This is a genomic window from Plantibacter sp. Leaf314, assembly GCF_001423185.1.
Taxonomy (GTDB): domain Bacteria; phylum Actinomycetota; class Actinomycetes; order Actinomycetales; family Microbacteriaceae; genus Plantibacter.
The window spans coordinates 1,201,623-1,224,926 of the sequence record NZ_LMOB01000001.1 but is presented as its reverse complement, the minus strand read 5'-3'; the positions used below and the strand labels follow the sequence as shown (position 1 = coordinate 1,224,926).

At 69.8% G+C, this 23,304-nt stretch carries 21 protein-coding genes; 15 read left to right on the top strand and 6 right to left on the bottom strand.

Going from position 1 to position 23,304, the window contains the following annotated elements; genetic code table 11:
• The first annotated feature begins 104 nt into the window (after positions 1–104).
• The 7 genes from ddaH (at position 105) to ASF68_RS05720 (ending at position 8,368) form a co-directional block, all read left to right on the top strand.
• Complete coding sequence (gene ddaH / locus ASF68_RS05745) at positions 105–1,316, top strand: dimethylargininase (RefSeq protein WP_056007982.1); 1,212 nt, start codon at positions 105–107, stop codon at positions 1,314–1,316.
• An 88-nt stretch (positions 1,317–1,404) separates the two neighbouring features.
• Positions 1,405–1,719 (top strand): hypothetical protein, encoded by a 315-nt coding sequence (locus ASF68_RS05740; RefSeq protein ID WP_056007979.1) that lies wholly within the window; start codon positions 1,405–1,407, stop codon positions 1,717–1,719.
• A gap of 179 nt (positions 1,720–1,898) precedes the next feature.
• On the top strand, positions 1,899–2,027 hold the full coding sequence (locus tag ASF68_RS19320) for a hypothetical protein (protein ID WP_255357319.1): 129 nt from the start codon (positions 1,899–1,901) through the stop codon (positions 2,025–2,027).
• Between the two features lie 153 nt (positions 2,028–2,180).
• On the top strand, positions 2,181–4,013 hold the full coding sequence (locus ASF68_RS05735) for an ABC transporter ATP-binding protein (protein ID WP_056007976.1): 1,833 nt from the start codon (positions 2,181–2,183) through the stop codon (positions 4,011–4,013).
• Complete coding sequence (locus tag ASF68_RS05730; RefSeq protein WP_056007973.1) at positions 4,010–5,830, top strand: ABC transporter ATP-binding protein; 1,821 nt, start codon at positions 4,010–4,012, stop codon at positions 5,828–5,830. Before ASF68_RS05735 ends, ASF68_RS05730 begins: the two co-directional genes overlap by 4 nt.
• Positions 5,831–5,922: 92 nt before the next feature.
• On the top strand, positions 5,923–6,600 hold the full coding sequence (locus ASF68_RS05725) for a response regulator transcription factor (protein WP_056007970.1): 678 nt from the start codon (positions 5,923–5,925) through the stop codon (positions 6,598–6,600).
• The gene (locus tag ASF68_RS05720; protein WP_056007967.1) at positions 6,593–8,368 is read left to right on the top strand and encodes a histidine kinase; all 1,776 of its coding nucleotides are present in this window, start codon (positions 6,593–6,595) and stop codon (positions 8,366–8,368) included. The genes ASF68_RS05725 and ASF68_RS05720 overlap by 8 nt, the downstream gene beginning before the upstream one ends.
• 18 nt (positions 8,369–8,386) lie before the next feature.
• Here the strand turns inward: ASF68_RS05720 and ASF68_RS05715 are convergent, their stop codons facing one another.
• Together ASF68_RS05715 and ASF68_RS05710 are read right to left on the bottom strand one after the other, a co-directional pair.
• Positions 8,387–8,707: an MGMT family protein gene (locus ASF68_RS05715; RefSeq protein WP_056007964.1), complete on the bottom strand. Its 321-nt coding sequence runs from the start codon at positions 8,705–8,707 to the stop codon at positions 8,387–8,389.
• Positions 8,708–8,710: 3 nt separating this feature from the next.
• A complete protein-coding gene (locus ASF68_RS05710) occupies positions 8,711–9,163 on the bottom strand; it encodes a GNAT family N-acetyltransferase (protein WP_056007961.1) in 453 nt (150 codons plus the stop codon).
• 286 nt (positions 9,164–9,449) lie between these two features.
• On the opposite strand from ASF68_RS05710, the gene ASF68_RS05705 reads away from it, so the two are divergent.
• The 5 genes from ASF68_RS05705 (at position 9,450) to ASF68_RS05685 (ending at position 17,090) form a co-directional block, all read left to right on the top strand.
• A complete protein-coding gene (locus tag ASF68_RS05705; protein ID WP_056007958.1) occupies positions 9,450–10,664 on the top strand; it encodes an NADP-dependent isocitrate dehydrogenase in 1,215 nt (404 codons plus the stop codon).
• A 149-nt stretch (positions 10,665–10,813) separates the two neighbouring features.
• Positions 10,814–12,151, top strand: coding sequence for an extracellular solute-binding protein (locus tag ASF68_RS05700; RefSeq protein ID WP_056007955.1), 1,338 nt, complete (start codon positions 10,814–10,816; stop codon positions 12,149–12,151).
• A complete protein-coding gene (locus ASF68_RS05695; RefSeq protein WP_056007952.1) occupies positions 12,148–13,101 on the top strand; it encodes a carbohydrate ABC transporter permease in 954 nt (317 codons plus the stop codon). Before ASF68_RS05700 ends, ASF68_RS05695 begins: the two co-directional genes overlap by 4 nt.
• A complete protein-coding gene (locus tag ASF68_RS05690) occupies positions 13,098–14,015 on the top strand; it encodes a carbohydrate ABC transporter permease (protein ID WP_082498501.1) in 918 nt (305 codons plus the stop codon). The genes ASF68_RS05695 and ASF68_RS05690 overlap by 4 nt, the downstream gene beginning before the upstream one ends.
• Positions 14,016–14,063: 48 nt before the next feature.
• Positions 14,064–17,090 carry a glycoside hydrolase family 38 C-terminal domain-containing protein gene (locus tag ASF68_RS05685; RefSeq protein ID WP_056007948.1) on the top strand — a complete coding sequence of 1,009 codons (3,027 nt, stop codon included), beginning with the start codon at positions 14,064–14,066 and terminating at the stop codon, positions 17,088–17,090.
• Between the two features lie 56 nt (positions 17,091–17,146).
• On the opposite strand, the gene ASF68_RS05680 is transcribed toward ASF68_RS05685, so the two are convergent.
• Positions 17,147–17,560: a hypothetical protein gene (locus ASF68_RS05680; RefSeq protein ID WP_056007945.1), complete on the bottom strand. Its 414-nt coding sequence runs from the start codon at positions 17,558–17,560 to the stop codon at positions 17,147–17,149.
• Between the two features lie 254 nt (positions 17,561–17,814).
• Here ASF68_RS05680 and ASF68_RS05675 point away from each other — a divergent pair, with 254 nt between their 5' ends.
• Positions 17,815–18,726, top strand: coding sequence for an ROK family protein (locus ASF68_RS05675; RefSeq protein ID WP_056007942.1), 912 nt, complete (start codon positions 17,815–17,817; stop codon positions 18,724–18,726).
• Entirely contained in the window at positions 18,719–19,498 is a 780-nt protein-coding gene (locus ASF68_RS05670; RefSeq protein ID WP_056007939.1) for a glucosamine-6-phosphate deaminase, read from the top strand. The genes ASF68_RS05675 and ASF68_RS05670 overlap by 8 nt, the downstream gene beginning before the upstream one ends.
• Positions 19,499–19,600: 102 nt before the next feature.
• On the opposite strand, the gene ASF68_RS18665 is transcribed toward ASF68_RS05670, so the two are convergent.
• Both ASF68_RS18665 and ASF68_RS18660 read right to left on the bottom strand, forming a co-directional pair.
• Positions 19,601–19,924, bottom strand: a complete 324-nt coding sequence (locus ASF68_RS18665; RefSeq protein ID WP_056007936.1) for an AzlD domain-containing protein — start codon at positions 19,922–19,924, stop codon at positions 19,601–19,603.
• Positions 19,921–20,610 (bottom strand): AzlC family ABC transporter permease, encoded by a 690-nt coding sequence (locus ASF68_RS18660; RefSeq protein WP_056011440.1) that lies wholly within the window; start codon positions 20,608–20,610, stop codon positions 19,921–19,923. The genes ASF68_RS18665 and ASF68_RS18660 overlap by 4 nt, the downstream gene beginning before the upstream one ends.
• Positions 20,611–20,676: 66 nt before the next feature.
• Here ASF68_RS18660 and ASF68_RS05655 point away from each other — a divergent pair, with 66 nt between their 5' ends.
• A complete protein-coding gene (locus ASF68_RS05655) occupies positions 20,677–21,249 on the top strand; it encodes a helix-turn-helix domain-containing protein (RefSeq protein WP_056007933.1) in 573 nt (190 codons plus the stop codon).
• 76 nt (positions 21,250–21,325) lie between these two features.
• Here the strand turns inward: ASF68_RS05655 and ASF68_RS05650 are convergent, their stop codons facing one another.
• A complete protein-coding gene (locus ASF68_RS05650) occupies positions 21,326–23,248 on the bottom strand; it encodes a transcription antiterminator (protein ID WP_369796419.1) in 1,923 nt (640 codons plus the stop codon).
• Between the last annotated feature and the right edge of the window lie 56 nt (positions 23,249–23,304).

Here is a 23,304-nt window from a genome sequence, read left to right as displayed (position 1 = left end):
GGCGGCTGCTCCTCGGCGGAATCCGAGCGAGCTCCTGGTCATCTCCCAGCGGCGTCGGGCCTTCGTGGCCCGGCGCCGCTGTGTCGTTCCGCTACGGTTGTCGGATGACTGCCACCTGGAGCCGCAAACTCATCGCATCCGCCGCCGCCGCCGTCGCAACCATCGTCGTCGGTTTCCTGGGGGTCATGTTCGTCACCTTCGTCGGCTACCAGTTCGCCGGGACGATCTTCGCCCAGGCGAGTCCGTACTTCTTCGAGAGCACGATCATCACCTTCGTGCTGCTCCTCATCGTCGGCGTCGTCGGCCTGTACCGGTTCCGGCTCCTGGCCCTCCTCGGCGGAGCGGCGCTCGCCGTCATCGGCGCGCTCCTCGGCCTCATCGTGCAGGTCGCGACGACGGGTCAGCCCGTCAACAGCACCGTGCTCGGCAGCATCGTCGCCACGCTGATCAGCCTCAACCTCGTCTTCGTCGTCGTCATCGCCCTGTCCGCGGCATTCATCGGATACCCCGTCTACCGGATGGTCATCCGGGCGCAGGACGCCGTGCTCGACGAAGGCCGACGCATCGCGCTCGTCCGCATGCCCGCCTCCAACCTCGCCGAGGGGCTCGTCACGCACCAGGAACGCGCCACGATCGACACCGAGCTCGCGGACCAGCAGTGGGACGCCTACGTCGCCGCGCTCGACGCCGCGGGTTGGGACACCACCGAGGTGTCCTGGGCCGACCAGCTCGCCGATTCCGTCTTCATCGAGGACACCGTGGTCGTCGTCGGCGACCTCGCCATCGTGACCCGTCCCGGCGCCGAGAGCCGTCGTCCGGAGATCGTCGCCGCCGAGACCACCGCGCGTGAACTCGGCCTCCGCATCCACCGCATCGAGGGTGACGGCACCCTGGAGGGCGGCGACGTCCTGCAGGTGGGCACCACCGTGTACGTCGGCCGCAGCGGCCGCACGAACGCCGAGGGTGTGCGCCAGCTCCGGAACATCCTCGCTCCGCGCGGCTTCGACGTCGTCGCCGTCCCCGTCACGAAGGCACTGCACCTGAAGTCGACGGTCACCGCGCTGCCCGACGGCACCGTCCTCGTCCACCCCGACCTCGTCGACGACCCGTCCTTCTTCGGCCGACACCTGGTCGTCCCCGAGCGCGAGGGCGTCGCGGTCGTCGAGCTCGCCGACGACACGGTGCTGATCTCGGCAGCCGCGCCGAAGACGGCCGCGTTGCTCGAGGACCGCGGCTACACCGTGGTGCAGGTCGACATCAGCGAGTTCGAGAAGCTCGAGGGTTGCGTCACCTGCCTGTCCGTGCGGGTCAGCTGAGCCGATCGTGGAACAGCAGGCTGGAGCGCGGGGTGGACGGGACCTGAACCGGAGGGCCGTCGCGCAGCGTCTGGACATCCCGCTGGAGATGGCCAGGCACCATGGGATCCCGCCGTTCTGGTCTGCGGAGCAGCTTGCCGCGTTCGAAGCCGATCCTCCCGCGTGGTACGTGCAGTCCCGCGCCAACCGGACGGGCAAGCGGCCGGTGTGGGTGGAACTTCGCTGCACGATCTGCGGGACGAGCGAGACGCTCCGCCCGAAGAAGTGGTGGCCGGAGTTCTCGATGGTGAGCTGTTCCTGGCACGGGGCCGACGAGTTGCCGCCGGTCCCAGAGGGATCGCGTCGGCGCGAGATCGACGGCATCGGGGCCTTCGTCGGCATCGTCGACGAGCCGGCGTCCTGACGGCGGGACCGACCGACCCCATGCGTGCAAGCGCATGGATCCCTTGCAGTCCGGCGTCGTCCTCCCATAGTCTGGTCTGCTGCGCCGACCCTCGTTCCTCGTGATCGGTGCCGCCCGCGTTCGAGTGCGACCTGTGCACCCGCCCCGCGGCTCTCGCCCCACAGGATGAGGAGGATGCCATGACGCTCTCGAACCAGGACGCTCCAGCGCTGACGGTCGACCGTGCCCGTTCCGCCTCGAGCCGCCGAGCCGCCGCCGCCCGAGCAGCCTCCGGGCCAGCCGTGACGGACGCCGTCGCACCGCACTAGTACCCGGCAGTCCGCCACATCATCCGTCCGGCATCGCCCGGACCCGTCACCGGATGCTGCGATCCCGCAGAGCGACCTCGCCGTCCGGCTGTTCCACGACCACTGTTCCGTCGGCGTTCGACGTCGCCGACTCTCTCGCAAGGATTCCCCGCAATGACTCCGCTCGGCGACGACCGCCGTCCTGTCCAACCGCGTCAGAGCACCTTCCGTGCCCTCATGCGGATCTACCCCTACGCGAAGACGGCCATGCCGCGGATCGTGCTCGGCATGGTCGCCGCGCTCGTGGCCGGCCTCGTCGCGCTCGCCATCCCGCTCGTGCTGCAGGCGCTCGTCGACGGTCCGCTCTCGAGCGGTGACTCCTCGCAGATCTGGCCGGCGGTCATCGTGGTGCTCGCGCTCGGTGTCCTCGAAGCGGTCATGATCGCCCTCCGCCGCTGGTTCGTCCTGACCCCCGGCACGCACGTCGAGGCCCGCATGCGGAACGCGCTCTTCGCGAAGCTGCAGGACCTGCCGGTGACCTTCCACGACCGTTGGCAGAGCGGGCAGTTGCTCTCGCGTGCGGTCAGCGACCTCGGTCTCATCCGCCGGTGGATCTCCTTCGGCTTCGTCCTGCTCATCGTGAACGGCGTGACCATCATCGTCGGAGCGGTCATCCTGTTCACGTGGAACTGGCTCCTCGGCCTCATCTTCATCGCTCTCGCGATCCCCGTGTGGATCTTCGGATTCACCTTCGAGGGGCGCTACTCGGTGATCGCGAGGCGCAGCCAGGACCAGGCGGGCGACCTCGCGACCGCGGTCGAGGAGTCCGTGCACGGCATCCGCGTGCTGAAGGCGTTCGGGCGCGGCAAGCACGCGCTGCAGCGCTTCACCTCCCGTGCGGAGGACCTGCGTGGGACGGAGATCGAGAAGGCGAAGGCGATCGCCGGCATCTGGTTCTGGCTCGTGCTGCTGCCGGACATCGCGTTCGCGCTCTGCCTGTTGGCGGGGGTCTGGCTGGCGTCCATCGGCGAACTCACCGTCGGTCAGCTGTTCGCCTTCTTCGCGACGGCGACGATCCTGCGGTTCCCGATCGAGTCGGTCGGCTTCCTGCTGGCCATGACCTTCGACACGCGATCGGCGACGGACCGGTACTTCGACGTGCTGGACTCGGTCAACACGATCACCGACCCGGAACATCCCGAGCACCTCGCCGACCCCGTGGGCGAGCTCGTGTTCGAGGACGTGCACTTCCGGTACGAGGACGCACCAGCGCGTGAGCGTGACGTCGTCGACGGCGTCCGGTTGCGCCTGGAACCGGGGGAGACCATGGCCCTCGTCGGGCTGACCGGCTCCGGCAAGTCGACCATCACCGCCTTGACCACGCGACTGTACGACGTGACCGGAGGGCGCATCCTGCTCGACGGCATCGACATCCGAGCGCTCACCCGCGAGGAACTGCGTCGCCACATCGCGATGGCGTTCGAGGACGCGACGCTCTTCTCGGCGAGCGTCAAGGAGAACGTGCTGCTCGGACGTGACGACCTGGACCTCGACTCGCCCGAAGCCGAGCGGGTCCTCCGCGAGGCACTCGACATCGCGCAGGCGGGGTTCGTGGACGAACTGCCGGACGGCGTCGAGACGACCGTGGGGGAGGAGGGGCTCAGCCTCTCCGGTGGCCAGCGACAGCGGCTGGCGCTGGCGCGCGCGGTCGCCGCCCGCCCGGCGGTCCTCGTCCTCGACGACCCGCTGTCGGCGCTCGACGTCGACACGGAGGCGCTCGTGGAGGCGGCCCTGCGACGGGTCCTCGCGTCGACGACGGCGCTCATCGTCGCCCATCGCCCGAGCACCGTCATGCTCGCCGACCGCGTCGCGCTCCTCCAGGACGGACGCATCACCGCCGTGGGCCGCCACAGCGACCTCCTCCGGGAGAACGACCATTACCGCTATGTGATCTCGAGTCTCGAAGCAGACGAACGCGAGACGATCCGACAGGAGGTGAACCTGTGAGCCAGGAACAGACGGTCCACGGGGTTCGGGGCGAGGAGCGCGACGACCTGACCCGTGCCGAGTCCGCACAGATCAGACGACGTTCGCTGCGACTGCTCGGTTCCCTCATGGCGCCGCTGCGCTGGCGCGTGGTCGCAGCCATGACGATCGTCATCGTCTCGACGGCGGCGCAGGTGGCGGGTCCGGCGCTGATCGCGCTCGGCATCGACCGGGCGCTGCCTGCGATCCTCGAGCGCGCCGACTGGATGCCGGCGTTCCTCGTCGTCGGGGCGTACCTGCTGACGGGGGCCGTCGGGGCGACGCTCATCTCCTGGTACACCGTGCTCGCGGCACGGATCAGTCAGGCGATCCTCATCGACCTCCGCAAGCGGGTGTTCCTGCAGACGCAGCGGTTGAGCCTCGACTTCCACGAGAACTACACCTCCGGACGGATCATCTCGCGGCAGACGAGCGACCTCGACTCCATTCGTGAGCTCCTCGACTCGGGCATCAACCAGCTGGTGTCCGGCGTGCTCTACATGGGCTTCACGGCCGTGGCACTCGTGCTCGTCGACTGGGTCAGCGGATTGGTGCTCCTCGGCGCGCTCATCCCGTTGACCGTGCTCACCCGCTGGTTCCAGATCCGATCGCAGAAGCTGTTCCGTGAGTCGCGTGTGGCGTCTGCGAAGCTCATCGTCTTCTTCGTGGAGGCGATGACGGGCATCCGTGCGGTGAAGGCGTTCCGCAAGGAGCGGCGCAACGAGCAGACCTTCGGTGCGACCGTGGAGCATTACCGCACGGTCAACGCCCGGGTCATCCAGCTGTTCGGGGTGTTCGACCCCGGACTGGTGTTCATCGGCAACCTCTCCGTTGCGGTCGTCCTGCTCGTGGGCGGGTTCCGTGTCGCCGACGGCCAGTTGGCGATCGGTGCCTTGCTCGCGGCGCTGCTGTACACCCGTCGGTTCTTCGACCCGATGGAGGAGATGGCGATGTTCTACAACTCCTACCAGTCGGCCGCGGCGGCGCTCGAGAAGATCTCCGGCGTCCTCGAGGAACGTCCGAGCGTGCCCGACCCGGTGGCGCCCGTCGACCTCTGGGCCTCGAAGGGCCGGATCACCTTCGACGACGTGACGTTCGCATACGCGGCGGACCGCGTCATCCTGCCGAGCTTCGACCTCGAGATCCCCGCAGGGCAGACCATCGCCCTCGTCGGGACCACGGGTGCCGGCAAGTCGACGCTCGCGAAACTCGTGAGCCGGTTCTACGACCCGTCCGAGGGTGCCGTCCGCCTCGACGGCGTGGACCTGCGCGAGCTGCACCCGAAGGACCTCCGCCGTGCCATCGTCATGGTCACGCAGGAGGCGTACCTGTTCTCCGGCTCCGTGGCGGAGAACATCGCCCTCGGCAAGCCCGACGCGAGCTTCGAGGAGATCCGGGCAGCGGCCAGGGCCGTCGGCGCGGACACCTTCATCGAGGCCCTGCCGGACGGTTACGACACCGACGTGAACAAGCGTGGCGGACGCGTGTCGGCCGGGCAGCGGCAGTTGTTGTCCTTCGCGCGGGCGTTCCTCGCGGATCCGGCCGTGCTCATCCTCGACGAGGCGACGGCGTCGCTCGACATCCCGAGCGAGCGACTCGTGCAGGAGGCGCTGCAGACGCTGCTCGCCGACCGGACGGCGATCATCATCGCGCACCGCCTCTCGACCGTCGCGATCGCCGACCGGGTGCTCGTGATGGAGTACGGGCGGATCGTCGAGGACGGTGCGCCGGCCGACCTCATCGGCGGGACCGGCCGCTTCGCCGCGATGCACGCCGCCTGGCGCTCCTCCCTCGGCTGACGGGTGCGCGGGGGTGTGGTGCCCGGTGTCCTCCGGTGACGGACGGACGCCGGGCACTACACCTCGACCGCCCGACCTGCCACAATGAGCGGATGACCAGTGATGAACCGCGTTCGCTGCGCGTCGCCGTCGCCGACGACGCCGTGCTGCTCCGCGAGGGCGTCGTCCAGATCCTCCGGGCCGGCGGTCACGACGTCGTGGGGTCCTTCGGTTCCGCGATCGAGCTGGTCGAGCGCATCGACGACGGACTGCAGCTGGACGCCGTCGTCCTCGACATCCGCATGCCGCCCACCCACACCGACGAGGGGATCGTGGCCCTTGAGCAGCTCCGGGCCACGGGGTTCCGTGCCGGGGTCCTCCTCCTCAGCACCTACGCCGTGCCCGCCTACGCGGTCCGCGCGCTCGGTTCGGGCGGCGGCACGGGCTACCTCCTCAAGGACCGCGTCGCCGACTCGGGGACGCTCGTCGACGCCGTCGAACGGGTCGCGGCCGGTGAGTCCGTCGTCGATCCGGAGGTCGTCTCCCTCCTCGTCGCCGAACGCACCCGTTCCGACGGGCTCGACCACCTCACCGAGCGTGAGCGGGAGGTCCTCACCCTGATGGCCGAGGGGCGGTCGAACTCCGGTATCGCGAAGGCGCTCGTCGTCAGCCTGAAAACCGTCGAGGCGCACATCAGCCGCATTCTGGCCAAGCTCGGACTCGAGGACTCGCCGGCGGACCACCGCCGCGTGCTCGCGGTCGTGCGTTGGCTGGAACACACGGATGGCTGACGGTCGCCCACGCGGACGGGCGACCTCGCTGCCGATCCCGGCACCCGTCGGTCGTGGCCGACTGCCATGGCCGCTCCGCCTCGTCATCCTGGTCGTGGCGGCGCTCCTCTGCGTCTGCTCGGTGGTGTTCGGTGCGGGCCAGCCGGGCATCGCGGACAGCAACGGGCTGCCCTGGCTCGTCGGTCACCTCGCCGCGCTGACCGCCGCCGGCCTCATCTGGTGGCTGGCTCCGACCTCGGTCCCCGGGTGGGTGATCGTCGGGTACACCGTTGCCGAGACGGCCTACATGTGGGCGTACGGCGTCGAGGCGGGCTGGCTCTGGCCGCTCCTCATGTCGATCTCCGTCCTCCCCGGGGTCGCCCTGGTCTGGCTGGCCCTGGCCTTCCCCGCCGGCCGCCTGCGGCGTGGCTTCGACCGCCGGCTCGTCATCACGGCGTCGGTCTACCTCGTCACGTACGCGATCGCGACCCTCGTGCTGACCCGTCGATACCCGCTCGACGCGCAGCACGAGCCCAGTTCCTACGCGGTGCTGGCGAACGGCGGGCTCGCCGCCGTGCTCGGCCAGGTGCATGCCGCCGTCATGGGGCTCTTCGCCGTGGTCGTCGCCGGCGTGGTGCTCCTGCGGTGGGCGCGCAGCAGCGGCGCGGCCCGGCAGGTGGCGTTCATCATGCCGGTGGCCTTCGTCCTGTGGCTCGTCATCGGCGTCGGATGGTCCCTCGCGCGCCTGGGCGGTTGGCCGCAGGACCTCAGACTCGCCGTCGAGGACCTCAACGCCTTCTCGGTGGTGCTCGTGCCGGCGGCCTATGCGACGGGGCTCGTCCGGATGCGGGCGATCCGCGCCAGGGCCGTCGACCTCGTGCAGACCGGCGGGCTGAGCGAGACCGGCCACGACCGCTGGGACAGCTCCGTGAAGACCGTCCTCGGCGACCGCTCGGCCCGTCTCGTGTGGCCGGGGTCGCAGCGGACGACGGGTCGCGACGCTCGGGGACGGGCGATGTCGAGCGTCGGCGACGCGGACGCCCCGCTCGTCTACATCGAGCACGACGCCGCGCTCCTCGACAACCCGCAACTGCTGCGCTCGGTGTCGGCGTCGTTGCGCATCATGATCGACAACGAGCGGCTCACCGGAGAACTCCGGCACTCCCTGCGCGAGGTGAACCGTTCGCGGCTGCGCATCGTCCAGGCGGCGGACGAGGCGCGCCGTCGTGCCGAGCGCGACCTGCACGACGGTTCGCAGCAGCAGCTCTTCTCGGTCGCCCTCCGGCTCCGGATGGCGAGCGATGCGGCGCGAGCCGACGGGCAGCTCGCGCTCGCCGAAGGACTCGAGACGACCATCGAGCAGCTCGCGAGCGCGATCAAGGAGCTCCGCGAGCTCGCGCGCGGGCTCCATCCGGCGCTCCTCGCCGATGGTGGTCTCGGGCCGGCGATCGCCGAACTCGGTCGGCGTTGCACGGTCGTCACCCGTGTGAGCGTCGAGCTCCGCGAGCGCCCGACGCAGCTCATCGAGTCCACCGTGTACTACGTCGTCTCGGAGTGTCTGGCCAACGTCACGAAGTACTCGGAGGCCACGGGCTGCGAGGTGACCGTCGGCGACGCGGACGGCCGCCTGCGGGTGGTCGTTGCGGACGACGGGGTGGGCGGCGCGGACCCGGCGAGCGGGAGCGGACTGCGCGGCCTCGCCGACCGGGTCGACGCCGTCGGCGGGACCATGCGGATCGAGAGCCCTCGCGGCGGCGGGACGGCCGTCACGATCGAGCTGCCCGTCTGAACCCGAGCCGCAGGCGCGTCAGTGGAGGAGGGCCTCCCGGCCGAGCCGGTACCGCCCGCCGCTCATCCGGACGATCGGTGTGCCTTCGGCCTCGTAGTGCTCGAGCGCGCGTTCCTCGTGGCCGGTCGGCGGCAGGCCTCCGGAGCGGACGACGCGCCACCAGGGCACGGCGTGCCCGTACTGGGCCATCACCCGCCCGACCCCGCGAGCCGACCTCGATCCGATGATCGCGGCGACCTGCCCGTAGCTGAGGGCACAGCCCTCCGGGATGTCGGCGACCACCGCCAACACGGCCTCGGCGAAGGCCTCAGCGGTGTCGATCGCCGGCTGCCCGCCCACGGGTCAGAGGCTGATGCTGCCGATGGTCTCGCCGTACTGTGTCTCACCGACGGGGGAGAAGCCCACCCGGAGGAAGAACGCCTCAGGGCCGAGGTCGCCGGGCTCGTAGATGACGTTCACGTGGTCGAAGTCGCGCTTCTTGGCCTCCTCGATGAGCGAGGCGACCGCGAACCGGCCGACGCCGCGTCCCTGGTCGTCGGCGTCGACGTTGATGCGCCAGAGGGCGGAGCGGAACTCCTCCTGCATGGACTCGTGGTCGAAGTTCGCGGAGATGAAGCCGACGACCTCGTCGCCGTCGAGGATGACGCGCTGCCACGAGGTCGCGGGGTTCACGACGGCGGCCGCGACCGCGTAGGACACGGGAGCGACGAACTGCTCCTGCCCGGGTTTCATGGTGAGCGCGTTGACCGCCACGATCGTCGATGCGGACAGTTCTTCCAGACGCAGCTCAGCCATGACTTCAGGCTAACCTGTCCGGCCCACCGCGGATAGTCCGCCCGGGTGCCGACACGCCCCCGGGCGCGCACACCCACGGCGGATCCTCAGTCGACGGCGAGGGCTCCGCCGGTCGGCGATCCGGAACTGTCTCGATGTCAAGAGACCTGGCGCGTCTTGTAAGCTAGGTGCTGGCCGTGCCGTCCCACCTTTCGGATGCGGTCTCCTCCATGCCATGCGGAGCACTCCACCGCGTGCGCACCTCCGTAGGCCGCTCGGCTCAGGGCGGCATCAGAAAGGACAACCAGTGTCGAAGATCAAGGTCGAAGGCACCGTCGTCGAACTCGACGGCGATGAGATGACTCGCATCATCTGGCAGTTCATCAAGGACTCGCTCATCCACCCCTACCTCGATGTGAACCTCGAGTACTACGACCTCGGCATCGAGAAGCGTGACGAGACGGACGACCAGATCACGATCGACGCCGCGCACGCCATCCAGAAGCACGGCGTCGGCGTCAAGTGCGCCACGATCACCCCCGACGAGGCGCGGGTCGAGGAGTTCGGCCTGAAGAAGATGTGGCGGAGCCCGAACGGGACCATCCGCAACATCCTCGGCGGCGTCATCTTCCGCGAGCCGATCATCATCTCGAACATCCCGCGGCTCGTCCCGGGCTGGAACAAGCCGATCATCATCGGCCGTCACGCGTTCGGCGACCAGTACCGCGCGACCGACTTCCTCTTCAAGGGCGAGGGCAAGCTCACGGTCGAGTTCACGCCCGACGACGGCTCGGAGCCGCAGAAGTTCGAGGTCTTCCAGTCGCCGGGCGACGGCATCGCCCAGGTGCAGTACAACCTCGACGCCTCCATCCGCGACTTCGCACGGGCGAGCCTCAACTACGGCCTCAACCGCAACTACCCGGTGTACCTCTCCACGAAGAACACGATCCTGAAGGCCTACGACGGCCGCTTCAAGGACATCTTCCAGGAGATCTTCGACGCCGAGTTCAAGGAGCAGTTCGAGGCCGCGGGCATCACCTACGAGCACCGCCTCATCGACGACATGGTCGCTTCGGCCATGAAGTGGGAGGGCGGCTACGTCTGGGCGTGCAAGAACTACGACGGCGACGTCCAGTCCGACACCGTCGCCCAGGGCTTCGGTTCTCTCGGCCTCATGACGAGCGTGCTCGCCACCCCGGACGGCAAGATCGTCGAGGCTGAGGCGGCGCACGGCACCGTCACGCGTCACTACCGTCAGCACCAGCAGGGCAAGCCCACGTCCACGAACCCGATCGCGTCGATCTTCGCGTGGACCCGTGGCCTGCAGCACCGCGGCGTGCTGGACGACAACCAGGAGCTCATCGAGTTCGCAGCGACCCTCGAGGACGTCGTCATCAAGACGGTCGAGTCCGGCGCCATGACGAAGGACCTCGCGCTCCTCGTCGGGCCCGAGCAGGCCTACCAGACGACCGAGGAGTTCCTCGAGACGATCTCGGCGAACCTCAAGGCGCGCCTGGCCTGATGACGTCGGCCTGACCGACACCAGCACCACACGGACGGGGTCCGGGAGCACACGCTCCCGGGCCCCGTCCGCCGTTCGGGTCTCGACGCGGTTCCGGACGGTCGTGTTAGCGTCGATGGACCACCTCGACGACGAAGTGAGGACCATCGATGTCACCGATGACGAGAAGACAGCTGCTCGCCTGGGCTGCGGCGGGTGGGGCGACGGCGCTCCTGGCGGGCTGTTCCACTCCGGGCACGGTGTCGCCGAACACGGGTCGGACGATCGCCCCGATCGGCTCGGGCGAACGGATCACCCTCACGTACTGGGCCTGGTTGAAGGACCTCCAGAAGGTCGCGGACGTCTGGAACGCCGACCACCCGAACGTCCAGGTCGAGGCCGTGTGGATCCCCGGCGGCAACGACGGCGGGTATCAGAAGCTCTACTCGGCGCTCGCAGCTGGCGGTGGCCCGGATCTCGCACAGGTCGAGATGCGGACCCTCCCCGAGTTCCTGCTCGTGAACGGGCTGATCGACCTCCGGCGCTACGGCGCCGACGAGGTCGCGTCGCGGTACAACGAGACCCTCTGGAACCAGGTCTCCTACGTCGACGGGGTGTACGGGATCCCCCAGGACTCCGGTCCCATGGCGCTGTACTACCGGCCGGATCTGCTCGACCGGGTGGGCGCGAAGCCGCCGACCACCTGGGACGACTGGTTCCAGGTGGCGGGGGCGGTGCGCGAGGCAGGCATGTACCTGGACTGCTTCGCCCTCGACGACGCCTCGTGGTTCGCGGCCATGGCGACCCAGGCCGGCGCGTCCTGGTTCCGCGTCGACGGCGACCGATGGATCGTCGACATGACGGACGACGCGACCCTCGAGACGGCGCGATTCTTCGACCGGGCCATCGACGAGGGCGTCATGACCACCTCCTACAGCCAGTTCTCACCGGCCTGGTTCGCCGCTGCGGCGAAGGACTCGATCGCGTCGGTCGCCGGCGCCAGCTGGGGAGACGCCCTCCTGCAGGGTGTCTCCGGGGCCGAGGGCAAGTGGCGGGTCGCGCCGTTGCCACGGTGGGCGAGCGGTGGGTACGGTTCGACCTTCCAGGGTGGGTCCACGGCCGCCGTCCTGGCGAACAGCGCCCACCCGCGGGAGGCGCTCGAGTTCGCCGTGTGGATGACGACGAGCGAAGCCGGTATCGACGCCATGATCGAGCACTCCGGCATCGGCTGGTCACCGAACGACGCCTACATCGGTGCCGGCCGACAGCAGCCGAGCGAGTTCTTCGGCGGCCAGAACTACAACGAGGAGGTCTTCGTGCCGGCGGCCACGGAACAGAACGACGAATGGCAGTGGTGGCCGCTGACGCAGCAGACCTTCAACATCCTCGCCGACGGGTTCCGGGCCAAGGCCTCGGGCGGCACCCTCGTGGACGCGGTGGTCCAGGGTCAGCGCGACGTCATCACCGCGTTCCGCAACAAGGGGCTTCGGATCGAGGCGGCGTCGTGACCGCCGTCACGGAACGCCCGGACCGTGGTGCGTCTGGCGACCCGTCGCGCCCGGGAGCGCAGCGCCGACGCCGGACCTCGGTCGCGGCCCCGTGGGTGCTCCTCGGACCGTTCCTGGCGCTCTTCATCCTCACCTTCATCCTGCCGATCATCGTCGCGATCGGCAGCAGCTTCCTCCGCGTCTCGCGGAAGGGCGTCTTCGGTGAGGAGGGGGTCACCACCGAGTTCGCCTGGTTCTCCAACTACGTCCAAGCCTTGGAGAACGGCAACTTCATCGCCTCGATCGGCCGGATGCTCCTCTTCGGCGTGGTGCAGGTCACGGTCATGATCGCCCTGTGCACCCTGCTGGCGCTCCTGCTCGAGTCCGCCTCCGCGAAGTGGCCCGGGTTCTTCCGGGCCGTGTACTTCCTGCCATACGGCATCCCCGGCGTGATCGCGACGATCCTGTGGTCGTTCCTCTACGTCCCAGGGCTCAGCCCGATCATCGACATCGCCGGTGCGATGGGGATCGAACTCGACTTCCTCGGCGCAGGCACCGTGCTCTGGTCCATCGCCAACATCGTGACGTGGACCTACACCGGCTACAACATGATGATCATCGTCGCCCAGCTGAAGGCCATCCCCGGTGAGGTGTACGAAGCGGCGAAGGTCGACGGTGCCGGACCGTTCCGGGTCGCGATGAGCATCCAGCTGCCGCTCATCCGACCGGCGCTCATCCTCACGACGGTGTTCTCGATCATCGGCACCCTGCAGCTCTTCGCCGAGCCGCAGGTGTTGCAGACCGTCTCGCCGGCGATCGACAACGAGTACACGCCGAACCTCAGCGCATATACGACCGCCTTCGCCTACAACGACTACAACGTGGCGGCCGCGCAGGCCGTGCTGATCGCCGTGGTCGCGTTCGCGCTCTCGTTCGCCTTCCTCCGACTGACCTCGAGGAGGGCGTCATGAGCACGACCAGGAGCATCACGACCGCGACCGCGTCGAAGCGGTCGCAGCGGCTGACGGACCGGCACGGACGCCCAGGCGGCTCCCGGGCCTCGCGCGTCATCGTGACGGGCGTCCTCGTCGTGGTCGCCGTGTACTTCCTCGTGCCGGTGTACTGGGTCGTCGTCGCGGCCACGAAGAGCACCGAGGACCTCTTCGGGAGCAACGGGTTCCTCCTCGGTTCGGAGTTCTCCCTCTGGTCGAACCTGCACGAGGTGCTCACCTACGACGGCGGCATCTTCGTCCGGTGGTTCGGCAACTCGGTGCTCTACGCGGGTGTCGGCGCGCTCGTCGCGACCTACCTCGCAGCAGCCGGTGGCTATGCCCTCGCGAAGTACCGGTTCCGGGGTCGGAACCTCGTGTTCGGCACCATCCTCGGCGGGGTGCTCGTCCCCGGTACCGCGACGGCGCTGCCGCTCTTCCTGCTCTTCAGCCAGCTGGGGCTCGCGAACACGTACTGGGCGGTGCTGCTCCCGTCGCTCGTCTCGCCGTTCGGCCTGTTCCTCTGTCGGATCTACGCCGACGCGACGATCGACGACTCGCTCATCGAGGCGGCTCGGATCGACGGCGCGAGCGAGTTGCGCATCTTCCACACGGTCGGCTTGACGATCCTGACGCCGGCGCTCGTGACCGTCTTCCTGTTCCAACTGGTCGGCATCTGGAACAACTACTTCCTCCCGCTCGTCATGCTGTCGGACAGCTCCCTGTATCCGATCACGCTGGGACTCAACAACTGGCGGAGCCAGGTCGACCGCCTCCCGGGGTTCTACGAGCTCACCACCGGTGGTGCACTGCTGTCGATCATCCCGCTCGCGATCGCGATGATCGTGCTCCAGCGGTTCTGGCGGGGCGGGCTCACGGAGGGCTCCGTGAAGTAGTCGGCCGCGTCCGACCCGGTACCACCGTCTCGAACGAAGGGCTCCACCATGCACCATGACGACGCGCTCACCGAAGCCCGGATCGTCCGCTTCATGCGGGAGCGGCTCACCCCGGCGCTCCTCCGGAGGTCGGCGCCACTCGACGTGACGGCTTGGGAGGTCCCGGGTGAGCCCGTGCCGTTCGAGACCGCCGTCGCCGCGGATCACCGGCCGTTCGCCGTCGGCGACGCCTGGGGGAGACCGTGGGGGACCACCTGGTTCCACGTCACGGGGACCGTGCCCGCCGGGTGGGACGAGCCGGGGACGCGCATCGAGCTCCTGATCGACCTCGGGTTCTCCATCGCTCAACCCGGATTCCAGGCGGAGGGTCTCGTGTACGACCCGAGCGGCCGGATCGTGAAGGCGCTCGAACCCCTGAACATGCACGTCCCGGTGCAGGTCGGCGCGGGCGGCGTCGTCGACGTCTGGGTGGAGGCGGCCTCGAACCCGGACGTCGCCGGAGTGTGGGACTTCGCGCCCACCCCGCTCGGCGATCCCGCGACCGCCGGCACGGATCCGATCTACCGCCTCAATCGCGTCGACGTCGTCCAGCTCGACGTCACGGTCTGGGAGCTGCTGCAGGACTGCTGGACGCTCGACGGCCTCCGATGTGAACTCGGTCCGGAGCAGCCTCGGCGGGCCGAGCTCCTGCGTGGTCTCGGCGGGGCCGTGCAGGAGGTCGATCCCGACGACGTCGCCGGGACCGCGCAGCTCGGCCGCGACGTGCTCGCGCCGCTGCTCGCCGCTCCCGCCTCCGCGAGCGCGCACCGCATCGTCGCCGTCGGTCACGCCCACATCGACTCGGCCTGGTTGTGGCCCGTGCGGGAGACCATCCGCAAGTGTGCGCGCACCTTCTCGAACGTCCTGGACCTCATGGACCACGACCCCGACTTCGTGTTCGCCTGCTCCTCCGCCCAGCAGTTCGCCTGGATGCGCGACCACTACCCGGAGCTCTTCGAGCGCATCCGGTCGCGGGTCGCGGAGGGACGCTTCGTCCCCGTGGGCGGCATGTGGGTGGAGTCGGACACCAACCTCCCGGGAGGGGAGGCCATGGCTCGCCAGTTCGTCGCCGGGAAACGGTTCTTCCTGGAGGAGTTCGGGCTGGACCTGACGGAGGTGTGGCTGCCGGACTCCTTCGGGTACTCCGCGGCGATGCCGCAGATCGTCGCCGCAGCCGGCGCCACGGACTTCCTGACGCAGAAGGTCTCCTGGAACGAGACGAACCGCTTCCCGCATCACACCTTCCTGTGGGAGGGGATCGACGGCACCCGGGTCTTCACCCACTTCCCGCCGGCGGACACCTACAACTCGGCGCTCGCGGCGACCGACCTCCACCGTGCGCAGCGGCAGTTCCAGGAGAAGGGTGAGTCGAACGTCTCGCTGCTCCCGTTCGGTCACGGCGACGGTGGCGGTGGACCGACGCGCGAGATGCTCGCTGCCGCCGTCAGGACGAGGTCGCTCGAGGGCTCGCCCACGGTCGAGATCGGCACGCCGAGTGCGTTCTTCGCAGCAGCCCGGGCCGACTATCCCTCGCCGCCGGTGTGGTCGGGGGAGCTCTACCTGGAGTTCCACCGGGGGACCTACACCTCGCAGGCCAGGACGAAACGGGGCAACCGCCGGAGCGAGCATCTGCTCCGCGAGGCGGAGCTCTGGGCGGCGACGGCGGCGATCAGGACCGGTGCCGAGTACCCCTACGACGCCCTCGACGAGGCGTGGCACACCGTCCTCCTCCAGCAGTTCCACGACATCCTGCCGGGTTCGTCGATCGCCTGGGTCCACCAGGTCGCGGAGGCGAACTACCAAGCCGTGGCCGAACGTCTGACCGCGCTCGTCGACGAGTCACTCCGTGCGCTCGCCGCGCCGGGGGACGGCGGACCGGCCGGGTTCGCGAACGCGTCACCGTTCGTCGTCGACGGCGTACCGGCCCTCGGTGTCGCGGCCACGACCACGGCCGGCCGAGCCGTCCTGTCCGGGCGGGCCGACGGTTGCTTCGTCCTCGACAACGGCCTCGTCCGCGTCACGGTCGACCCGGACGGGCGCGTCACCTCCGTCCTCGACCTCGCGGCGGACCGGGAGGTCGTCGCGCCCGGTGCCGCTGCTGCGGAGCTGCAGCTCTTCCGCGACACTCCGAACCAGTGGGACGCCTGGGACGTGGACCTGGCTGATCGGACGCACTGGACCGTGCTGGACCGGGCCGACGTCGTCGAGGTCGCGCTCGAGACGCCTGGGCGCGTCGCGGTCCTCGTCCGTCGGAGCTTCGGGTCCTCCTCGGTCACCCAGACGATCGCGCTCGACGCAGGGCGTCCGACCGTCGACATCCTGACGGCCGTCGACTGGCACGAGCGCCAGAAGCTGCTGAAACTCGCCTTCCCGCTGGACGTCCGGGCCGACGTCGCGAGCTCCGAGATCCAGTTCGGCCACGTCGACCGTCCGACGGCCGTGAACACCTCCTGGGATGCCGCCCGCTTCGAGACGGCGGCGCACCGGTGGGTGCACGTCGGGGAGCCCGGGTACGGCCTGGCGGTGGCCAACGACTCCACCTACGGACACGACGTCACCCGCACCACGCGCGAGGACGGCGGCACGACGACGCTCGTCCGGCAGTCGCTGCTGCGGGCGCCCCGGTTCCCGGACCCGACGGCGGACCAGGGGGAGCACGTCCTCCGGTCGACCCTCACGGTCGGCGCCGGGATCCTCGACGCCGCGGCGGAGGGGTATCGGATCAACCTGCCGCTTCGGCCGGTCCAGGGTGCGGCGGTGGACCCGATCGTCGTCGTCGACCGCCCCGGCATCGTCGTCGAGGCCGTCAAGCTCGCGGAGGACCGCTCAGGCGATCTGGTCGTCCGACTCTACGAGGCCACCGGCGGTCGGTCGGCCGGTCGGGTGTCCTTCGGGTTCCCGGTCCGGTCGGTCCGACGGACGGACCTCCTCGAGCGTGAGCACGGCGAACAGCCTCGACTCGCCCCCGACGGGTCCGTGGAGCTGCGCCTGCGCCCGTTCGAGATCCTCACGATGCGGGTCGCCCGCGTGCACTGAACCCGGAACGGGCCCCGGATCAGGTGATCCGGGGCCCGTTCCGTGACGGTGAGGACTCAGAGGCTGCAGGTCGTACCGAGGTCCGTGAACTCGGACTGGAGCTTCGAGAGGGAGTCCGTCAGGGCGGTCTGGTCGGCGGTCGCCGGGTCGCTGACGGCGGTCCTCGCCTGTTCGATGAAGGCCTGGAGGGCGTCGACGGAGGCGTCGGCCGAGTCCTTGACCTCCTTGTTCGTGACCTTGCCGGCGGCTGCTTCGAAGGTGTCCGCGAAGTCGTCGAGCTGCGTCACGGCGCCCTCGGGGTCGGAGGAGAGCGAGCTGAGGCCGGACTGGAGCTTGGCTGCGGAGTCGGTCACCTCGGATTCGATCACCTTGCAGGCGTCGGCCTTGCTCTGGGCGCCACCGGCACAGCCGGTGAGGAGCAGGCCCGCGACGGCGATCGCGCCGAGGAATGCTGCTGCGTTCTTCTTCATGGTGGTGTGGGTCCCCCGTGTTCGGTGCCCGTCAACGGGCCGCCCGCGCGCTGCGGGCCGGTCTCCAGGGTACCGCTGGAGGCCGACACCTGGCGGGGATCGGGCGTCATCGCGTCGGACGGCGGGCTGCGGCATGGACTTGCGCCACGAATATTTGTAAGCTTGGCAAACAAACCGGTGGGGGCAGCTCGCACCCGGGACTGAAGGAATCACGCCATGCACACGAGCCACGACGATCTCCGCGGACGACCCGCGTGAGGGTGGGACTCGACATCGGCGGCACGAAGACCGACGCCGTCGTCGTCACCGACGACGGAGCCCTGCTGCACCGTCTCCGACGCCCGACCGGGCGGGGCGCTCAGGCCGTGGTGGAGACGGCGCTCGAGGCCGTCCATGCACTCGCCCTCGCGGTCGACCGTCCGATCGACAGCTTCACCTCGATCGGTGTCGGCATCCCCGGCCTGGTGGTGCCGGGCACCGGTGTCGTCGCCCATGCCGTCAACCTCGACGTCGAGGAGCTCGAGCTCGGCGCGATCCTCCACCGGCACCTCGCCGTGCCGGTCGCGGTGGAGAACGACGTCAAGGCGGCCGCGCTCGGAGCCTGGCAGCTGCTCGACGGCTCGGGCACCATGGCCTACCTGAACCTCGGCACGGGCGTCGCCGCCGGGATCATCACCGACGGTCGCCTGTGGCAGGGGTCGAGTGGCGTCGCCGGCGAAGTGGGGCACCTGTCGGTCGACCCCCTCGGCGATCGCTGCGGATGCGGCCAGCGCGGCTGCATCGAGACGATGGCCGCCGGCGGCGCCGTCGCCACCGCCTGGGGTGGGAGCGCAGCGTTCCCCGTGCTCGAGATGTTCGACCACGCCGACGCCGGAGACCCGCGCGCCATCGCCCTCCGAGCGCGTCTCGGCCACGGCGCCGCGGCGGCCGTCCGCATCCTGACCCTCACCGTCGACGCCGACGACATCGTCCTCGGTGGGGGACTCACCGCGCTCGGCGGGCGCCTGCTCGCCGTCATCCGAGAGGCCCTGGCCGAATCCGCCGCCGGGTCCCGGTTCGTCGAATCACTCCACCTGGAACAGCGGGTGCGCTTCGTGCCGACGGGGTCACCCGTCGCGGCGGTCGGCGCGGCACTCGTAGGAAGAGGAGCGTCATCACATGGCTGAAGTCGTGATCGTGAAGGATGCAGCTGCCGCAGGCGAGCTCGTCGCCGAGGCGGTCGTCGCGCTGATCTCGGGGCGGCCCGACGCCGTCCTCGGGCTGGCGACGGGATCCACGCCGGTACCCGTCTACGCGGCGCTCGCCGAGCGGGCGCGCGGACTCGACCTGTCGCAGGTGCGCGGCTTCGCCCTCGACGAGTACGTCGGCTTGCCGGCCGGGCACCCCGAGTCGTACCGGTCCGTCATCACCCGCGAGGTCGTCGAACCGCTCGGACTCGTGCCGGAGCGCATCCACGTGCCGAACGGCGCGACGGAGACCATCCAGCATGCGGGTGCGGACTACGAGGCGGCGCTCGAAGCCGCCGGTGGCGTCGACCTGCAGATCCTCGGCATCGGCACCGACGGCCACATCGGGTTCAACGAGCCCGGCTCGTCGTTCGCCTCCCTGACCCGGGTGAAGACGCTCACCGAGCAGACCCGTCGCGACAACGCGCGGTTCTTCGACTCGATCGACGACGTCCCGATGCACTGCATCACCCAGGGGCTCGGCACCATCCTGCGGGCGCGGCATCTCGTGCTCCTGGCGTTCGGCGCCGGGAAGGCGGCGGCCATCGCCGCCGCACTCGAGGGGCCGCTGTCGGCGAGCCTGCCCGGTTCCGCCGTGCAGTTGCACCCGCGCGCCACCGTCGTCATCGACGAGGCGGCGGCGTCCGAGCTCCAGCACGCGGACTACTACCGCTACGCCTACGCGAACAAGCCGGCCTGGCAGGGGATCTGACCGCGATACCCGAGGCGGTCGCCCTTCGACAGGCTCAGGGACCGGTCGGTGGGTCGGGGACCGGTCGGTGGGTCGGGGACCGGTCGGTGGGTCAGGGACGGATCAGGCGACGCCGGCCAGGCGCAGGAGCGCGGTACTGACGGCCGCGGCCAGCACGATCACGACGAACGGCGCCTCCCGCCACGCGAGGACGCCGGCGACGAGCACGCCCGAGAGCCTCGCGACACCGGCGAACTGCTGGTCCTGCGTGAGTGCGGTGGTCGCCAGTACGGCGGCGAGGAGGACGATCGCGGCATCGGCGAGGAGGGTCTCGACGCGTTCCGAGACCTCGGCGCGGGTGCGGAGGAGTGGTCCGGCCAGACGGAACGCGTAGGTCCCCGCCGCGAGGATGACGATCCCGGCCAGGACGATGAGGGACTGGTTCACGAGGCGACCTGCTTCGTCGGCCGTCGGCGGCCGAACCCGAGAAGCAAGCCGACGAGGGACAGGAGCACGGGCACGCCCGCCGGCAGGAACGGGGTCGCAGCGACGGCGACGACGGCTCCGACGAGTGCGGCTCGCCTCGTGCGGCGCTCGCGGAGTGCGGGGAAGATGAGCGCCAGGAGGACCGCCGGGAACATCGCGTCGAGCCCGAACGCGTCCGTATCCTCGATGACCGAACCGGCGAACGCCCCGAGCGCCGCCCCGGCGGGCCAGCAGAGCAGGATGCCGAGCCCGCACGCCCAGAAGGCGGCGCGCTTGCGGTCGAGCGTGTCCTGGTCGAGGGCGAAGACGACGGACTCGTCGTTGAGCAGGTGCGTCCCGAGGATCCGGCGCCAGCCCGTGCCGACGACCTCGTGGATCGCGAGGCCGAAGGGGAGGTGTCGCGCGTTGACGAGCAGGCCGGCCAGTGCGGCCGTCAGCGGGCTGCCTCCGGCCGCGACGATGCCGACGAACAGGATCTCCGAGGCGCCGGCGAGCACGAGCAGGGCGAGTGCCAACACCACCCAGGGCTGCAGGCCGGAGTGGACGGCGACCGCGCCGTAGGAGATGCCGACGAGTCCGTCGGCGACGCACACGAGCGCGATGGCGCGGGTGGTCCTCCGACCGAGCAGAATCCATATCGAACGCACGTACACTATGTTGAACGACCGCCCATCGTTCGTCAAATCGAACGCACGGCCCATTGGAGTGAACGCATGTCCCAGGTGGAGCAACCGGACGACGGAGCGCCGCACGCCGCGGTCGCAGCGGCACTGACCCGCGAGCGGCAGCGTGCCGGTCTCTCCCTCGCCGAGGTCGCCCGTCGCGCGGGGATCGCGAAGTCGACCCTGTCCCAGCTGGAGGCGGGACTCGGCAATCCCAGCCTCGAGACCCTCTGGTCGCTGAGCGTCACCCTCGACGTCCCGTTCGCTCGCCTCGTCGAGCCGGTGCGACGGCCCGTCCAGGTGATCCGGGCAGGGGAGGGGCCGACGCTCGCCGCGTCCGGAGCGAACTACGTCGCGACGGTGCTGTCGGCCTGCCCGCCGAACGCCCGGCGGGACATCTACCGCATCGTCGTCGAGCCGGGGGCGCCGCGGCTGTCCGAACCGCACTCGCCCGGGGTCATCGAGCACTGGGTGATCAGCACCGGCCGGGCGTCGATCGGCCCCGTCGGCGAGGAGGTCGAACTCGGGCCAGGGGACTACCTCTCCCACGCCGGCGACGTGCCGCACCGCTTCGAAGCACTCGAGCCGGGTACGACGGCCGTCGTGGTGACCGAACACGTCTGAGCACCTCGACAAGCTCGGTGACCGCGGCGGCTCGGAGACCGCGGCGGCTCGGTGACCGGGACGGCTCCGTGGGCGCTCAGGCGTCGATGACGTGCACGAGCTCGTCGATGAAGCCCGCGAAGTCGTCGGAGCGCCGGATGATGCGGGCGACGCTCGACCGCTCCGAGAACACCTCGACGAACTGGTCGAAGACGGTCTGGAAGGCGGCGCGACCCGATTCGCTGAACGCGACGAGCGCGACGACGCTCACGCGCGCTCCACCCCACTCCATCGGTGTCTCGTTCACGGCGATCGCGATGGCCGTCGAGTGGGCCGTCATCGTCATCGCGTGCGGCACCGCCAGGGTGTCGGTGAACGCGGTCGACGACATGCGCTCCCGCTCGATCGCCGCCGTGAGGTAGCTCTCGTCGATGATCCCGCGATCGATCATGCGTTCGCCGAGCAGCCGGATCATCGCCTCCTCGTCGGCCGCGTGCGCGTTGCGGAGGAAGAGGTCCGGGTGGAAGTACTGCAGCAGTTCGTCGCTGATCTCCGAGAGACGGGAGGAGCGGCGCACCCGGCTGACCGCGCCGCGGACGCGCTCCACGTCGGCCGCAGTGAGGAAGGGCTGGATGACGACGATGCCGTCGGCCGGGGTAGGAGGCTCGATGGTCGTGAGCACGAGGTCGCTGTCGATGGCCGACCAGTCGACGTCGGTGCGGGTGATCACGGATCGGACGTCGAGGACGTCGCCGAGCTGCGACTCGACGCGTCGGCGGAGCACCTCGTGCATGTCGTAGTAGCCGGCCGAGACGATTGTGCAGCCGAGCAGGGCCTCCTTGCGAGCCGTCTGTTCGAGCTGGGCACCGACGTGCATGGCGATGTACGCGATCTCGTCGTCGTTGATGACGATGGAGCCGTGGCGCTGCAGCTGGCTCGCGATGAAGACCGCGAGCTCGTAGATCATCGGGTACGAGGTCTTGATCGACCGGGTGAGCGGGTTCCGCGAGTAGGACTGGTCCTGCGCCCGGCGGATGAGGTTCTGCACGTGCAGGGTGAGCCGCACGATGAAGTCCTCGTCGGAGAGGTCGACGAGGTATTCGCGGCCCGCGCGGTCGACGGCCTGACGGACCGCCGCGAGGTCGGCCTGGTCGACGTAGTCGTCGACGAGCACCTCGGCGGACGCGCCGCTCCCCGGGGTGACCACGCGCGTGACCAGCAGGTAGCTCAGGTAGACGAGGTCGGCTTCCCCGAGGGCGACGTGGAAGTGGGCGTCGACCAGCCGCTGCAGGTCCTCCGCGACCGCCTCGACCTCCGGCGTCCGTGGCGCGTGGTCCGTCGGCTCCGCGGGGCGGTCCTTGGTGACGCGGTCGATCGCGATCGCGATGTGCAGGAGGACGTTCGCGATCCCGTACTCGTTGACGTAGTAACCGCGGGCGGTCAAGGCGTCGAGGAGCTCGCCCTTGAACGGGCTGAACTCGTTCGGCGCGAAGGCCCGCTGGAGCGCTTCGAGCTCGACGATGCCCCGGTCGGTCTCGTCGCGGAACATGCGGCTGAGTAGTCGGCGACGTTCCGTCTCGCCGCCCGCCATGGTGACGGTCGACCCCGACCGGTCGAGCGTGAGTGCGGTGTCGGCCAACATGGCGCGGACGCGGCCGAGATCACCCTCGACGGTCGACTCGCTGACGTGCAGGCGCTGCGCCGTCTCGTGCACGTCGATGCCGGTCGGCGCGCTGATGAGGAGGCGGACGAGACCGTACAGTCGGTCCCGAGGCGTCTCGGACTCGAAGGCCGACGCTGCTCGCCGGCGGTACACGGCGTACCCGTCCGCGTTCAGCCGGTAGCCGTTCGGACCCGACTCGACGACGTCGTGCGGTGCGGTGCGGGTGTTGACCGCCGTCACGTAGCTGCGCACGCTGCGTGGGGTGACACCGAGGACCTCGGCGACCTCGGTCGCCGTCGTCCAGCCGTCGCGGCCTGCGAGGTAGCCGAGCATGCGGTCGTGTTTCTCGCGTGCCACGATGCCCCTCTCCGGCGGACGGTCCTCGCGCGGTCCGGGCGAACCGCTTCACCGAG